Here is a 14,665-nt window from a genome sequence, read left to right on the forward strand (position 1 = left end):
TTGCCGGGGTGGGCGTGGCAGGCTGCCAGGTGTGAACAGTGGCGCCGCGGCGGAACCGGGCCCCGGGACGGGCGCGGACGCCGCCGCGCCCGGCGGTCGGGGCGGCCCCGGCGAGCTGGACGGTTCACCGGGAGGCGACGCACGGGCGGCCTCGGCGGGGCCGTCGTGGGACCTCATCGTCTCCCACGCCGTCGCCGAGCCGGACGCGGCCTGGGCGCGCTGGCTGTGCTGGCAGCTCGCCCACGCCGGCTACCGCGTGCTCAGCCACCCGATAGTCGCCCCCGGACCGCCGGCGACGGTGGCGGGGACGGCGGCGGGACCCGCGCCGGTCGATCTCGACCGCCATCTCGCCCTCGGCGGGGAGATCCTCATCATCTGGTCGGCGGCGTATCGGGCGCAGACGACACGATCGGCCCCCGCGGGAGGCGGCCTGACCGTGCTGAGTGCCCCGGCGACGACGGGCGGCCGTCCCGCCGGGCAGGGACGACCACTGGCCGGCGCCGGGACCGCGATGGGACCGTCCCCGCGGGCGGCCTCGACGGCGACGCCCGACGTGGCCGTCGGCTCGGAACCGGCGGCGACGACTGCGGGCACGGCGACGACTGCGGGGGCGCATCCGCCGACCCGGTCCGGGCACGACGCCGGGCCGCCACACACCGCCGGGACGCCAAACACCGCCGGGACGGCCGGGGCCCGCGCGAGCGGCAGCGGCAGCGGCAGCGGCAGCGGCAGCGGGCGGATCATCCTGGTGCGGATCGAGGACTGCTCGCGGCCCGCGCCGTTCGCCGGCCTGCTCGCCTTCGACCTGTTCGGCCTGGACGCGACGCTGGCACGCGACTGGCTGCTGCGCCAGATCACCGTCGTCGCCCCCCGGCCCGCGGCCGGCCTCACCCCACCGCCGTTTCCCCCCACCTCGTTCGCCGGTACCGACACCGAGCCCACCCCACACCCCGGCGACGCCGGCGGACACCCGCCGTCCGGCCCACCGCCGTCCGGCGGCGCGGCGGCCGGCAGCGGCCGCCGCGTTGTCGGCGGTGGCGGTGGCGGTGGCGGTGGCGCGATGTTCGCCGGCGCCGGTGCCCGCCGCGAACGCGGCGCCGGGCGCGACCTGACTGCCGCCCGCCGCCTGGCCGTGCTGCCCGAGGAACGCGGCCATCCGATGAGCGTCAGCTTCAGCCCGACCGCGGCGCTGGTCGCCACCGGCGGCACCGACACCACCGTCCGGCTGTGGCAGGCGGCGTTCCCCGACCCCCCGCGGCTGGTCGCCGCCGTCGGCTACGGCCGGCGGATCAACCAGGAGTGGGCGCGGGCGGTGACGTTCAGCCCGGACGGGCGCATCCTCGCCGCCGCCGGCGACGCGGGCACCACCGTGCTGTGGCAGGTCGCCGACCCGAGCCGACCGGTGCCGCTGATGACGCTGACCGGCCACCGCGGCTACCTGCACGACCTCGGCTTCAGCCCCGGCGGCACCCTGCTGGCCACCGCCGGCGACGACCGGGCGGTGCTGCTGTGGGACCTCGCCGAGCCGGGGGTGCCACGGCGCGCGGCGATCCTCGCCGGGCATCGCAGCGCCGTGCGGGCGGTGGCGTTCAGCCCCGACGGCACCCTGCTGGCCACCGGCGCCGAGGACCGCACGGTCACCCTGTGGGATCTCGCCGACCCCACCCACCCGAGCGCCACCGTGACCCTGTCCGGCGCCCGCGGAGCCGTGTTCACCGTGGCGTTCAGCCCCGACGGGGACCTGCTCGCCGTCGCCGGCAAGGACCGCACCGTGCGGGTCTACTCGGTGGCCGACCCCACCACCGAGACCGTCCTCGCCGAGATCGCCGACCATCGCCGCGCCGTGCACGCCGTCGCCTTCAGCCCCGACGGCACCCTGCTGGCCACCGCCAGTGCCGACCGCACCGCGACGGTGCGCGACATCACCGACCCCGAACGTCCCGGTCCCGGCCACCGCCTACCGGCCCACGCCGGCCCCGTCCAGGACGTCGCCTTCGCCCCCGACAGCCGCCTGCTGGCCACCGCCGCCGCCGACCGCCTCACCATCCTCTGGGACCTGTTCCCCCCGGCGCCCCCCGAAGGCGCCCCGTCCGGTTGACCCGCCGACGGCCCCGGCGGCGGTGGATACGATCATCGGATGTGGCGGCGACGGCGTCCCCCGGTGATCGCGTTACTCGGCGTCGACGGGGTGGGCAAGACCACCCAGGCGCGGCGGCTCGCCCGCACCCTGACCGCCGCCGGGCAGCCGGCCAGCTATTTCGAAAACGGCGGCGGCCGGCCGCTGCTCGATCCGCTCGCCCGCAGGCTGGGCCGCCGCGACGGCCCGGACCTGCTCGGCCGCCGCGTCCACGTCGCCGTCGAGGCGACCTACCGTGGCCTGGCGATCACCCGGGCGCTGGCGCTGTCCCGGCTCACCGGCCGCATCGCGGTCATGGACCGCTACACCTACTGCCAGTACGCGGTCATGGGACTGCGCGGCGACGGCACCGGCGACGACGACGGCGCCCGGCGGGTGCGCGCCGCCTACCGTCGCTTTCCCCTCCCCGACCTGGTGGTGCTGTTCACCGCCCCGGCCACGCTCGCCCAGCAGCGGGTCGAACGCCGCGGCCGCGACCACGAGGACCTCGACCGGCTGACCGCCTTCGCCGAGGCCTACCGCGACCTGCCCGAGGCCGCCGCGTTCCACGAACTGCCCGCCTCCGGCACTCCCGACGAGGTCCACGCCGTTCTGTACCCGCTGGTGACCGAGGCCCTCGGCCGCCGACTCGACCGTCCTGCGGTGCGGGCGCGGGCCACTCACCTGCTCAGGGAACGCGCGACGCGCAGGCCCACGTCATCGAGGCGCAACGTCGGATGGCTGCGGCGGCGCACCGAGGCCCGGCAGCTCCACGGCTCGTCGAACCACCCGCCGCCGCGCAGCACCCGGTAGCTGCCGTAGACCTCGGCGTCGTAGACGTCCCAGCACCATTCCCACACGTTGCCGAGCATGTCGTGCAGCCCCCACGCGTTGGGCGCCCGGCCGCCGACGTCCCGCGGCCGCTCGCCGGCGTTGGCGCGATACCAGGCGATGTCGTCGAGCCGGCCGTAGCGCGCCCCCGCCGTCCCGGCCCGGCAGGCGTGCTCCCACTCCGCCTCGGTCGGGAGCCGGTACCCGTCGGCACCGGCATCCCACGCGACCTGCTCGCCCCCGCCCCGCCGTCGCCGTCGTCGCCGAGGTGGGCGTCGCCGACGTCGATGGACAACCGGTACGCCGGCGTCAGACCCTCGCAGCGGGACAGCGCGTTGCAGAACCGGACGGCGTCCCACCAGCACACGCCCTCGACCGGCAGCTGATCACCCTGGATGCTGCTGGGCCGCTGGCCGGTGATCCGCGCGTACTGCGCCTGGGTGACGGGGCAGGCCGCCAGCCGGAACGCGGCGAGATCCACCGTCCAGCGGCGCCGCGTACGCCGATCCGACAACGTCACCCGCCCGGCCGGGACGGTGATCATCTCGACGGGCGTGCCTGGCTGCATGCGACGACGATCTCACCGCTGGCCGCCCCCGGCTGTTCACCGTCTCGGCGACGCAGGCCCACCAGCGAGTCGAACGCCGCGGGGCCGCCCTGGCGCGCGGAGCAGTGTCAGCGGTCGTGTCCGGGCACGAAGGCGAGGGCCGCGCGAAGGTTGTGCTCGGCGATACCGGCCATGAGGGCACGGTCGGGGAAGTCTCCGTCGAGTAGCCGCAACGGTCCGGCGACGAGGGACAGGTGCATCGCCACCGTGTAGGACGTCAGACGCCGCTCGTCGAGGTCGCCGCGCCCCAGCCACCGGTAGTGCCCACCGAAGCGCCCCGGTGGCGCGCCATCGCTCGGAGCGTCTCGCCGAGGCGAGCCATGGTCGCCTGCACGCTGCGCGGGTCCCGGCGCAGCCGTTGTTCCAGGGTTCCGCCGGGCACGTCCTCGACCACGGCGATGTCCGCCGGGTAGTGGCGTCCGCTGCGGCCGGTCAGCCGGATCCGGGGCGTGCGGATTCCCAGGGCGTCCAGCTGCCGGTGGGCGGCCTCGAACAGCTCGAGGCCGCAGGCGGGGGAGAACGGCGGTGCCGGGTGCCGAAGGCCGCGGCCGCGACGGCTTCCAGGTGGTCCCGCGAGACAACTCTGCGTACTGCATGCACGTTCCGTCTCCTCCAGGTGCCGGCCTGGACGCGCCGGGCATCGGCGCGGCCCGCCCTGCCGGCCGAACCACACACCCCGCCGCGACTCACGACAACGACGACGACGAGCCGGAGCCGGACCCGGAGCGACCGGCTCGCCCACGACGCCTGCCCGCCCGCATCGCCGGCTTGCCGGTCGCCGCTGGGGTCGCCGCTGGGGTCGCCGAGGTGGGGGTTGCCGGGATGGGGGGCGCCGGGGCGGGGGGCGCCGGGGTGGGGGGCGCCGCCCAGTGCACGGGGCGGGTCAGGGGCGCCGGCGCAGTGGTGGTCGCGTCGCCGCGGGCGGCGTCGAGCTGGGCCTGCACGACGAACAGCGCCCCGCGCAGGTCCGCCCCGCGCAGGTCGGCGCCCCGCAGATCCGCCCCGCGCAGGTCCGCGCCCCGCAGCTCGGCGCCGCGCAGGTCCGCCTCGATCAGCAGGCGGCCGGCCAGCTCCGCGCCGCGCAGATCGGCGCCGGCCAGGCGCGCGCCGACCAGGTCGACGCCGAGGGTGCGCGACCGCGGCGCGCCGATGAGCCCGGCGCGCAGCAGGGCGCTGGCGCGGGTCAGCAGGCCGTGGACGGCGCGGCGGTGGGCGGGCAGATCCGCGGCGAGCAGGGTGTCGGCGTCGGCTCCGGTCAGGGTGACCGTCACCGCCGTGGTGGCATCGAGCTCGGCGAGCAGACCGGCGCGGTCCGCGTCGGCGAGCCGGGCGTGGGCCTCACCGAGCCGCGCACGGGCCTCACCGAGGTGGTGCAGGGATTCGTGCAGGGTGCGCATGACCGTGAACGTGTCGAACATCCGCGCCGCGTCGGCGGGATGGGTGCGCCAGTCCCGGCCGGCGAAGGTGACCTGGCTGACCTGCTGGCCGGCGCCGAAACAGTCGAACACCGCGCAGCCGCGAAACCCGCGGGGGCGCAGCTCGTCGTGCACGGAGCAGTCGAGCCGTGCGCTCAGATGCCGGCACGGCGTCCCCGGAGGCTTGCTGATCGGGAAGTCCGCCGAGGTGGCGAAGCCCGGGGCGACGCAGCACAGCGCGAAGCAGCTGCCGCAGTCGGCCGCCAGCCGCGGGTGGGCGGGGGTCAGCCCCAGCTCGGCAGGGCCGCCGGGCCGGCCCGGCGCGGGCGGGTGGGGCTCGTCGCTCACCGCGTGGGCCTCCTCGACTCGATGGATATGTCATGCTGGCGGACGCGACGGCTTCGGGAGGAAGCCGGTGCGAATCCGGCGCGGTCCCGCCACTGTCACCGGGAAGTGCGTCTTCCTGGATGGGCCCACCGGCGCGACGCGGCGCGGGAGGACACATCCGGTGATCGTCGCGCCCGGGCCGGGAATGATCTCCCGATGCCGGGTGGGGCGACGGGTCACGGCCGCGTCAGGCGGCTGGAAGGCCGAGGGCGCGCGCCGATCCGGGAGCCAGGATACTCCGGCCGTCGCAGGGTGATCACCAAGGGCGAGGACCCTCCGGGAGGACATCGGCATGCCTGCACCACCGTCCCACCGGCCCGAGCGGCCGCAGCGGCACGTCGTCGCGGCGGCGCGGGCGTGGTGAGCTTCCCGCTGTCCGCCGTCGTGGGCATGGACGACCTGCGCCTGGCGCTGCTGCTCAACGCGGTCAGCCCGACGCTCGGCGGCGTGCTCGTGCGCGGGGAGAAGGGCACCGCCAAGTCCACCGCGGTGCGGGGGCTGGCCGCCGTGCTGCCACCGGTGCAGGTGGTCGACGGCTGCCGGTTCGCCTGCGCGCCGCAGGCGCCGAACCCGGACTGCCCCGACGGGCCGCATCCGGCCGCCGCGGTGGGGGTCAGCCGCCCGGCGCGGCTCGTCGAGCTTCCCGTCGGCGCCTCCGAGGACCGGGTGACCGGCTCGCTCGACCTCGACCGGGCCCTGGCCGACGGCGTCAGCGTGCTGCGCCCGGGGCTGTTGGCCGCCGCCCACCGCGGCGTGCTCTACGTCGACGAGGTCAACCTGCTCGGCGATCATCTCGTCGATCTGCTGCTCGACGCCGCCGCGCTCGGCGTCGCCCACGTCGAACGCGACGGGGTCTCGGTGCGTCACCCGGCGTCGTTCCTGCTGGTGGGGACGATGAACCCGGAGGAGGGGGAGCTGCGCCCGCAGCTGCTCGACCGGTTCGCGTTGACCGTGCAGGTCGCCGCCAGCCGCGATCCGGCGCTGCGCGCGCAGGTGGTGCGCCGCCGGCTGGCGTTCGAGGCCGACCCCGACGGGTTCGCCGCCGCCTGGGCGCCGGCCGAGGCGCGCCTCGCCGCCCAGGTCGCCGACGCCCGCACCCGCCTGCGGGCGGTCACCCTGACCGACGCGGCGCTGCGCGCGGTGACCGCGGTCTGCGCCGGGTTGGACGTCGACGGGATGCGCGCGGACGTCGTCCTGGCGAAGACGGCGATGGCGCTGGCCGCCTGGTCCGGGCACGGCACGGTCCGCGCCGCGGACATCCGCGCCGGCGCGCGCCTGGCCCTGCCGCATCGGCGCCGCCGGGGCCCGTTCGACGCCCCCGACCTCGACGACGCCACCCTCGACGCCGTCCTCGACGCCGCGCTCGACGGCCTCGACGCCACCGCCGACGCCGAACTCGCCGACGCGGCCACCGCCGGCACGGCCGACGGCGACACCGCCGGCACGGCCGGTGACGGCGGACGGTCACGCCAGGACGCAACCGGCGACGGAACCGGCCCCGACAACCGTGGACCGGACGGCTTCGGCCCGGACGGCCGGGGCCCGCACCCGGACGACGACCCCGACGGCGACGGTCCGCACCGCGACGGTCCGCACCGCGGCGGCCCGGACGGCGGCGGCCCCGGCAGCGGCGGCTCGGACGGCGACGACGACCGCACCGGCCCCGGCGGCTCACTCGGTGCCGGGGCCGGGCTCGACGGACAGGGACCGGCGCACGGAGCCGACCCGGCGACGGGCCCGGACGCACCGCCCGGCGCCGACGATCCGCGCCTGCCCGCCGCGCCGCACCGCGCTCCCACCGGCGCGTTCGGTGCCAGCGCCGATGCCGAGGGGCGCGGGCACCGGGCGGGCGGGGGACACCTCACCCTCCCGCCGGGGATGCGCCCTGCGTTCGCGGACCGTCCGACCATCACCGCCGGATCCGCCCGAAGCGGCGCCCCGCCCGACCCGGCCGCCGCCGGAGCGGGGGTCGCGGGGGCGCCCGGGGCGGCGTTTCGACCCCGGCTGCTCGCCGTCGCCGGCCTGGGCAGCGCCGCCGGGGCCGCCGGGCGCCGCTCCCTGGCCCGCGGCAACCGCGGGGCGGTGGTCACCACCGCCGCCGACGCCCCCGGGATGCACCTGCCCGCCACCCTGCTGGCCGCCGCCCCCCACCAGCACGCCCGCGGCCGACGCGGGCCCGCCCCGATCCTGCTGCCCGCCGACCGGCGCGGCGCGGTGCGGGTCGGCCGCGAGGGCAACCTGGTGCTGTTCGTCGTCGACGCCAGCGGATCGATGGCCGCCCAGGCGCGGATGACCCTGGTCACCACCGCCGTGCTGGCCCTGCTCACCGACGCCTACCAGCGCCGCGACCGCATCGGCATGATCACCTTTCGGGGGTCCGGTGCCGAGGTCGTGCTCGCCCCCACCGCCAGCGTCGAGGTCGGCGCCGCCCGGCTGCGCGCGCTGCCGACCGGCGGGCGTACCCCGCTGGCCGCCGGGCTCACCCGCGCCGGGCAGGTGCTGCGCGCCGAACGCCGCCGGGACCCGGCCCGGCGCGCCCTGCTCGTCGTCGTCACCGACGGGCGCGCCACCGCCGGCGCCGACCCGCTGCCGGTGGCCCGCGCCCTGGTCCGCGCCGCCGGTGGCGCGGGGGGACCGGCCACCAGTCGGCCCCGCGGCGGGCGCGGCCCGGGTGGCACCGCGGGCCGCGGCGGGCTGGCCAGCGTCGTCGTCGACTGCGAAAGCGGCTTCCTGCGCCTGGGGCTGGCCGGCCGGCTCGCCCACGCCCTCGGCGGGATCACGATCGGACTCGACGCCCTGCCGCTGCTGACCCCACCGCCGCCGACAACCCCACCGCCGCCGACAACCCCACCGCCGCCGACAACCCCACCGCCGCCGACGACCCGGCCGACGCCGCCGACCCCGCGCCCACACGCCAGAAAGGCGGCCTGAGATGGCGCCGCAGGGGCAGCCGGCCAGCGTCCCCGACGACGGACTGACCACCCGCGAACGCCGCGACCGACCGCTACTGATCGTGCACACCGGCGACGGCAAGGGCAAGTCGACCGCCGCGTTCGGGCTGGCGTTGCGCGCCTGGTCGCAGGGCTGGCCGGTCGGGGTGTTCCAGTTCGTCAAGTCCGCCAAGTGGCGCATCGGCGAGGAACGCGCCCTGCGGGTGCTCGCCGACTCCGGCGCCGGCGGCACCGTCGACTGGCACAAGATGGGCTCGGGCTGGAGCTGGGTGCAGGGCCGCGTCGACCCCGACGGCGACCCCGCCGCCGCCGCGGCCGAAGGCTGGGCGCAGATCCGCCGCGACCTGGCCGCCGAGACCTACCGGCTCCTCGTCCTCGACGAGATGACCTACCCGATGGGCTGGGGCTGGCTCGACGTCGACGAGGTCGTCGACACCCTGCGTGCCCGTCCCGGCCGCCAGCACGTCGTCGTCACCGGCCGGCGCGCCCCGCAGGAGCTGCTCGACGCCGCCGACCTCGTCACCGAGATGACCAAGATCCGTCATCCGATGGACGCCGGGCAGAAGGGGCAGCGGGGGATCGAATGGTGAGCGCGCCGCTCACCCTGCCCCGCCTCGTGCTGGCCGCCCCGACCAGCGGCGCCGGCAAGACCACGGTGACCACCGGGCTGATGGCCGCCCTGTGCGCCCGCGGGCTGCGCGTCTCCCCGCACAAGGTCGGCCCCGACTACATCGACCCCGGCTACCACGCCCTGGCCACCGGCCGGCCCGGACGCAACCTCGACGCGGTGCTGTGCGGCGAGGCACGCCTGGCCCCCCTGTTCGCCCACGGCGCGGCCGGCGCCGACGTCGCCGTCGTCGAGGGGGTGATGGGCCTGTTCGACGGCGTCGCCCGCCCGCAGCCCGGCGAGGCCGCCGACCACGCCTCCACCGCGCATGTCGCCCGGCTGCTCGACGCTCCGGTCATCCTCGTCGTCGACGTCTCCGGCGCGGCCCGGTCCATCGCCGCGCTCGTCGCCGGGTTCCGCGCGTTCGACCGGCGCATCCACCTGGCCGGGGTGATCCTCAACCGGGTCGGTTCGCCGCGCCACCGCGCACTGCTCACCGAGGCGCTGGCCGACATCGGGATGGCGGTGTTCGGCGCCGTCCCCCGCGAACAGTCCGTGCACACCCCGTCGCGTCACCTGGGCCTCGTGCCCGCCGCCGAACGCCGCCCGGCCGCCCTCGACGCCGTCGACCGCCTCGGCGCCCTCGTCGCCGCCTCCTGCGACCTCGACGGCCTGCTGCGGGTCGCCCGCGCCGCCCCCCCGCTGCACACCGAGGCCTGGAATCCGGCCACAGCCCTCGCCACCGACACGGCCCTCGCCACCGACACGGCCCTCGCCACCGACACAGCCCTCGCCACGTCCACCGCCACCGCCACGTCCACCGTGATCGGGGAAGGCGGGCAGGGGCGAGGCGCCGGGGCCGGCCGGCCGCCGCGGATCGCCGTCGCCGGCGGGGCGGCGTTCACCTTCGGCTACGCCGAGCACGTCGAGCTGCTCACCGCCGCCGGCGCGCAGGTCGTCGCCGTCGACCCGCTGCACGACGACACGCTGCCCGCCGGCACCGACGCGCTGATCATCGGCGGGGGCTTCCCCGAGGAACACGTCGGCGCGCTCACCGCCAACACCCGGCTGCGCGGCGAGATCGCCGCGTTCGCCGCCCGCGGCGGGCCCGTCGCCGCCGAATGCGCCGGGCTGCTGTATCTGGCCCGCAGCCTCGACGGCGCGCCGATGTGCGCCGTCCTCGACGTCGACGCGGTGATGGGCCCGCGGCTCACCCTCGGCTACCGCCGGGCCGTCGCCGCCACGCCCAGCCCGCTGGTCCCGGCCGGCAGCGTCCTGGCCGCCCACGAGTTCCACCGCACCGTCCTGCTGCCCCCGCCCGCCGGCGCCCCCCCGCCCGCCTGGTGGCTGCCCGTCGTCGACCCCGCCGCCCCCGCCTCCGCCGGCGCGGCGACCCCGCCGCCGCAAGCGCCACCCGGGACGCCGCCGGCGGCCGTCGAGCCCCCGGTGGCCGGCCCGATCGAGGCGCCGTCACGCTGGCTGGCCGAGGGCTTCGTCCACCGCCGGGTGCACGCCTCCTACCTGCACCTGCACTGGGCCGGATCGCCCCGGATCGCCACCGGCCTGCTCGCCGCCGCCCGCGCATCCCGCCGCGACCCCGCCTCCGCCACCCGCCACGACAACCCCGCCGGTACCCACCGCGACCCCGCCTCCGCCACCCGCTACGGCGATCCGCCCGCCCGCCACGGCATTCCCGGCACCGGCGGCCGCCGGCCCGGCGCGGCCTGACCCCCGATGGCCACCGCCCGGACCGCGGCCGAGCTGGTCGTCGGCGTCGGCGCGCGCCCCGGGGTCGACGCCGCGGAGATCCTCGCGCTCATCGACACGGCGCTACGCGCACTCGCCGTGCCGGCGGACGCCGTGCGCCTGCTGGCCACCGTCGACGCCCGCCGCGACGAGCCGGGCATCGTCGCCGCCGCCGACCACCACCGCTGGCCCATCGCGGCCTACCCCCCGCACCGCCTGGCCACCGTCGACGTCCCCCACCCCGGCGCCGCGCCGCAGGCCGCCCTCGGCACCCCGAGCGTCGCCGAGGCAGCCTGCCTGCTCCCCCTCGACCCGAACCCGGCCGCGCCGCGACCGGTCCTGCTCCTACCCAAACGCACCAGTCGCCGCGCCACCCTCGCCGTCGCCCGCCACCGCCCGCCACCTCGGTGATCTCATCGCGCCCAGACTCCCCTGAACCAGCCCGTCCCCTCGCGGGCACGGCAGGCAGGACACGGTCCTCGCCGACGAAAAACGACTCGCCGACAACGGGGGCGGGCTGGTTGGCTGTCGGGCTGTGCGTGTTCTGGTGACCGGAGACCGGGGGCTGGTGGGCCGGGCCGTAACAGCGGCGCTGACATCCGCCGGACACCGGACGGTGGGATTCGATCTGATGGACGGGCACGACGTGTGCGACGCTGCCGGTCTCGAGCGGATGTCCGCGGGCTGCGGGGGGATCGTGCACCTGGCCGCCCTCGACGAGCCGGTCGACGATCCGGGCCTGGCGGCGTTTGGACCGGTCACGACCGGCACGGACACGCGGGTGTTCGAGACCAATGTGGTCGGGACGAGCAACGTGCTGCGGGCGGCCGAACGCCGCGGTGTGCCCCGGGTGGTCGTCATGAGCAGCGTGGACGTGTTGGGGTGTTTCGGCGGCCGCGGCCGCCCGGCCTACCTTCCCCTCGACGACCGCCATCCCGCCCGCCCGGCGGGTGCGTACGCGATGTCGAAGTGGCTGGCCGAGCAGATGTGCCAGGTGGCCACCGCCGCGACCGGCCTCTGCACGGTGTGCCTGCGCCCACCCGGGGGGTGTTCGCCGAGCAGACCTACGCCGGGATACGGCGGGCCCGCCGCGACGAGCCCACCTTCGAATGGGCGCCGATCTGGGAGTACGGCGCCTTCCTCGACGTGAGTGACCTCGCCTCGGCGGTCGAACGGGCGCTGACCGCTCCGCTTGCCGGGCACCATCGGCTGCTGCTGTGCGCGGCAGACATCTCCTCCGCCCACGACGACGCCCGCGCCCTGGTGACGCGGCTGCTCCCCGACGTCACCTGGCGCGGGGGAGCGGAGTATCTCCAGGATCCGTACCGGGCACTGATCGACACCTCGGGCGCACGCACGCTGCTGGGCTGGGCGCCGCGGCACCGCTGGCGACCTTCCCGCGTGGAGTAGACCCTGGGATCGGCGCAGAGGGCGCCCGTGCCGTCCGCGGCGCGCGGACCGGCGGTGACGACCCGCGGCGGGAGGGATCGTGACGGGAGGGATCGTGACGAGGCGGGAGCCGACCGGCGCGGTCGATCCGGTGGAGCGGATGTCCTACGCGGTCGTGCGCGCCCGCCTGGACACCTCCGGGCTGCCCCGGCTGACCCGGGCGGTGCTGGAACGGGTCGTGCACGCCAGCGCCGACGTGCGCTACGCCGACGACCTGGTCTGCCGGGAGGACGATCTACGCGCAGGGGTGGCGGCGCTGCGCTCGGGGGTCGCGCTGGTCACCGACGTGGCGATGACCGCCCTCGGCCTTGCCGACGACCCCCGCCGCCCGCCCGACCCCGACCCCCACGCCCACCCACCTCCGCACACCCATGCCGATAGCGCCGGTGACGCCGGTGGCGGGGCCGGGGCTCACCTGGCCGGTCGGCCGGTGGTGTGCAGCGTCGGACGCGCCGATCCCGCCGTCGCCCGCCGCGACGACCTCAGCCGCCCGGCGGTGGGCATGGCGCTGTCCGTCGACGAGGTCGGCCCGGGCGCCGTCTACGTGATCGGGGCGGCGCCGAGCGCGCTGGAGGAGCTGCTGTCGCTGGCCGACGTGGCCCGCCCGGCGTTCGTGGTCGGGCTGCCCGTCGGTTTCGTCGGCTCGGTGGAGGCCAAGATGGGCCTGCGTGACAGCGGCATCCCCGCGGTGTCGAACCGCTCCGCGCGGGGCGGCCCGGCCGTCGCCGCCGCGGCCGTCCATGCCCTGCTGCACACCCTCGTCCCCGACTGACCAAGCCGCCCGACTGACGCGCGGCCGGCGGACGGTCAGTCCGAGGGGACGCTCAGTCTGGGGGGGGGGGGACGCTCAGTCCGGGGGCGCGGGCAGGAACCGGGCGAGGTCGGGATGGGACCGCCCGACGGGGGTGAACGCGATGACGTCCGTGGCGGTCACGCCCGCCTGCTGGAAGGGGTCCTCGGCGAGGATGCGGTCCAGCGTCGCGCGCTCGACGCCGTCGGCGAGGATGACCCCGCCGGTGCGCGGCGTGCGCGGGCCGGAGAGCAGGAACACGCCCTGGTCGTAGTAGCGGGCCAGGTAGGCGCGGTGCTCGGCCAGCAGCCGGTCGACCTCCTCGATCGGGCGAAGGTAACGAAGCACGATCACGAACATCGGCGGGAGGCACCCTTCTGCGGGGAACGCGCCGTGCGCCCGCGGTGACGAGCCCGGCGGCGGGGTCGGGGGCACATCAGTACCCATCCGCGGACATCTTCCGACATCCTTGCGACGTCCTTCAGGCGTCCTCGTGCAGGACGAGGTCGAGCAGCCCGGGGAAGCGACGGTCGAACTCCGCCCGGCGCAGCCGGTTGAACCGGCGGGGGCCGGTGTCACGCTGCTCGAGCAGCCCGGTCGCGCGCAGCACCGCGAAGTGGTGGCTGCGGGTCGCCGCGCTGACGGGCACCTCGAAGCTGCCACACGGCAGCGTCCAGTCCGGATGGTCGGCCAGCATGCGCAGGATGGCGCGGCGCACCGGGTCCCCGAGGGCGTCGAGGGCCTCCTGCAGGCTGACCTGCGCCGGGTCGCGGTGGGTCAGGCTCTGCGTGCGCGCCGGCGTCCTGGCCGGCCCGCCGGCGGCCGTCGGCTGCGTCATGGCCACCTCCCTGCGGCGCGCAACGGCGACCGGCAACCCGCCCGCGGGCGACCGTCGCGCCGTTGCCGGTCCTGCCGTCATGGTAAGTCCGCGGCTGGGAGGATCGTGCCCGTGATCGGCGACTGTCTCGGCGACGACGACCCGACGGCCATCAGAGCTCAAGGTCTTCTGCTGTCCTGGGGGGCGGACAGGATCGACCATCCCGGCGGCACCCTGTTCGACCATCTGCTGCGCGTGCGCGACCTGCTCGCACGGTGGCGGGCCGCCAGCGTGCTGCAGGTGGCGGGTCTGTGCCACGCCGTCTACGGCACCGACGGGTTCGCCCCGCACCTGGTGGACCTCTCCCGGCGCCGCGAGGTGGCCACGATGGCGGGAACAGATGTCGAGAAGGTGATTACCGGTATGCCAGCTGCGATCGCGCCTGGGTCTACCCTCGCCTGTCCGCCGCGGCGCAGGTCGAGTTCCGCGACCGGTTCACCGGCCAGGTGCAGCCGGTCCGCGGTGGCGAGCTACGGGCGTTCCTGGAACTCACCGCCGCCAACGAACTCGACCTCGCCCGGCACAACCCGACGTTCGCCGCGCAGGTCGGTCCCCGTCTGCGCGCCCTGTTCGCCCGCACGCGTCCGCTCCTGAGCGCCGCGGCATGGCGGGACTGCGCCGCGACTGTTCGGACCTGACCGGTCGGGACGCACGCCCCCGGCCGGTCCGGCGCCTTCAGAGCGCGCGGACGGCTGTGCGGCGCACTGAGGGCGCCAGGCTGTCGGCGGCAGGGCGGTGAAGGGCACGGTGCCACCCTGCCACGCAGCCCATCCAACGACGCAGCCCCTCCACGGCCCCCGCACTGCCCGCGCTCCCTCGGCGGCGTCGACGGCGCACACTGAGCGGGCGGGCCTACTGCCGTTGCTCCCCACCCGCCGTCACCAGCGCA

Annotated in this window: 15 protein-coding genes, 2 pseudogenes and 1 riboswitch; of the genes and pseudogenes, 10 read left to right on the forward strand and 7 right to left on the reverse strand. The window is 77.0% G+C overall.

Features of this window, described 5'->3' with window-relative positions:
* Positions 1–31: 31 nt before the first annotated feature.
* A complete protein-coding gene (locus FRAAL_RS16275) occupies positions 32–2,098 on the forward strand; it encodes a WD40 repeat domain-containing protein (RefSeq protein ID WP_011604861.1) in 2,067 nt (688 codons plus the stop codon).
* A gap of 39 nt (positions 2,099–2,137) precedes the next feature.
* Positions 2,138–2,929 carry a dTMP kinase gene (locus FRAAL_RS36390; protein WP_011604862.1) on the forward strand — a complete coding sequence of 264 codons (792 nt, stop codon included), beginning with the start codon at positions 2,138–2,140 and terminating at the stop codon, positions 2,927–2,929.
* Here FRAAL_RS36390 and FRAAL_RS36395 read toward each other — a convergent pair.
* From FRAAL_RS36395 to FRAAL_RS16295, 5 genes and pseudogenes are all read right to left on the reverse strand, one after another.
* A pseudogene (locus FRAAL_RS36395) lies at positions 2,869–3,312 on the reverse strand (formylglycine-generating enzyme family protein); the annotation flags it as partial. The gene FRAAL_RS36390 and the pseudogene FRAAL_RS36395 overlap by 61 nt on opposite strands.
* A pseudogene (locus tag FRAAL_RS36400) lies at positions 3,300–3,515 on the reverse strand (SUMF1/EgtB/PvdO family nonheme iron enzyme); the annotation flags it as partial. The pseudogenes FRAAL_RS36395 and FRAAL_RS36400, both read right to left, overlap by 13 nt.
* A gap of 107 nt (positions 3,516–3,622) precedes the next feature.
* Positions 3,623–3,754 carry a hypothetical protein gene (locus FRAAL_RS35585; protein ID WP_256804859.1) on the reverse strand — a complete coding sequence of 44 codons (132 nt, stop codon included), beginning with the start codon at positions 3,752–3,754 and terminating at the stop codon, positions 3,623–3,625.
* A gap of 17 nt (positions 3,755–3,771) precedes the next feature.
* Positions 3,772–4,296, reverse strand: coding sequence for a phosphotransferase (locus FRAAL_RS33100; protein ID WP_308203096.1), 525 nt, complete (start codon positions 4,294–4,296; stop codon positions 3,772–3,774).
* Positions 4,241–5,317 carry a pentapeptide repeat-containing protein gene (locus tag FRAAL_RS16295; protein WP_011604865.1) on the reverse strand — a complete coding sequence of 359 codons (1,077 nt, stop codon included), beginning with the start codon at positions 5,315–5,317 and terminating at the stop codon, positions 4,241–4,243. Before FRAAL_RS16295 ends, FRAAL_RS33100 begins: the two co-directional genes overlap by 56 nt.
* 63 nt (positions 5,318–5,380) lie before the next feature.
* Positions 5,381–5,494: riboswitch (cobalamin riboswitch) on the forward strand.
* A gap of 219 nt (positions 5,495–5,713) precedes the next feature.
* On the opposite strand from FRAAL_RS16295, the gene FRAAL_RS16300 reads away from it, so the two are divergent.
* From FRAAL_RS16300 to FRAAL_RS16325, 7 genes are all read left to right on the forward strand, one after another.
* On the forward strand, positions 5,714–8,287 hold the full coding sequence (locus FRAAL_RS16300; protein ID WP_011604866.1) for a VWA domain-containing protein: 2,574 nt from the start codon (positions 5,714–5,716) through the stop codon (positions 8,285–8,287).
* A 1-nt stretch (position 8,288) separates the two neighbouring features.
* Positions 8,289–8,897, forward strand: coding sequence for a cob(I)yrinic acid a,c-diamide adenosyltransferase (gene cobO / locus FRAAL_RS16305; protein WP_011604867.1), 609 nt, complete (start codon positions 8,289–8,291; stop codon positions 8,895–8,897).
* The gene (locus FRAAL_RS16310) at positions 8,891–10,642 is read left to right on the forward strand and encodes a cobyrinic acid a,c-diamide synthase CobB (protein ID WP_041939384.1); all 1,752 of its coding nucleotides are present in this window, start codon (positions 8,891–8,893) and stop codon (positions 10,640–10,642) included. The genes cobO and FRAAL_RS16310 overlap by 7 nt, the downstream gene beginning before the upstream one ends.
* Before the next feature lie 6 nt (positions 10,643–10,648).
* Complete coding sequence (locus FRAAL_RS16315) at positions 10,649–11,071, forward strand: cobalamin biosynthesis protein (RefSeq protein ID WP_011604869.1); 423 nt, start codon at positions 10,649–10,651, stop codon at positions 11,069–11,071.
* 157 nt (positions 11,072–11,228) lie between these two features.
* Positions 11,229–11,810 carry an NAD-dependent epimerase/dehydratase family protein gene (locus FRAAL_RS16320; RefSeq protein WP_231861029.1) on the forward strand — a complete coding sequence of 194 codons (582 nt, stop codon included), beginning with the start codon at positions 11,229–11,231 and terminating at the stop codon, positions 11,808–11,810.
* Complete coding sequence (locus FRAAL_RS35045) at positions 11,807–12,070, forward strand: NAD-dependent epimerase/dehydratase family protein (RefSeq protein WP_231861031.1); 264 nt, start codon at positions 11,807–11,809, stop codon at positions 12,068–12,070. The genes FRAAL_RS16320 and FRAAL_RS35045 overlap by 4 nt, the downstream gene beginning before the upstream one ends.
* Positions 12,071–12,164: 94 nt before the next feature.
* Positions 12,165–12,881 (forward strand): precorrin-8X methylmutase, encoded by a 717-nt coding sequence (locus FRAAL_RS16325; RefSeq protein ID WP_157734143.1) that lies wholly within the window; start codon positions 12,165–12,167, stop codon positions 12,879–12,881.
* A 75-nt stretch (positions 12,882–12,956) separates the two neighbouring features.
* Here the strand turns inward: FRAAL_RS16325 and FRAAL_RS16330 are convergent, their stop codons facing one another.
* Positions 12,957–13,259 (reverse strand): YciI family protein, encoded by a 303-nt coding sequence (locus FRAAL_RS16330; RefSeq protein WP_041939385.1) that lies wholly within the window; start codon positions 13,257–13,259, stop codon positions 12,957–12,959.
* Positions 13,260–13,380: 121 nt separating this feature from the next.
* Positions 13,381–13,737, reverse strand: a complete 357-nt coding sequence (locus tag FRAAL_RS16335) for an ArsR/SmtB family transcription factor (protein WP_011604874.1) — start codon at positions 13,735–13,737, stop codon at positions 13,381–13,383.
* A gap of 111 nt (positions 13,738–13,848) precedes the next feature.
* On the opposite strand from FRAAL_RS16335, the gene FRAAL_RS16340 reads away from it, so the two are divergent.
* Positions 13,849–14,370 (forward strand): DUF6817 domain-containing protein, encoded by a 522-nt coding sequence (locus FRAAL_RS16340; protein WP_011604875.1) that lies wholly within the window; start codon positions 13,849–13,851, stop codon positions 14,368–14,370.
* Positions 14,371–14,665: the final 295 nt, after the last annotated feature.

It is taken from the genome of Frankia alni ACN14a (genome assembly GCF_000058485.1).
GTDB lineage: Bacteria > Actinomycetota > Actinomycetes > Frankiales > Frankiaceae > Frankia > Frankia alni.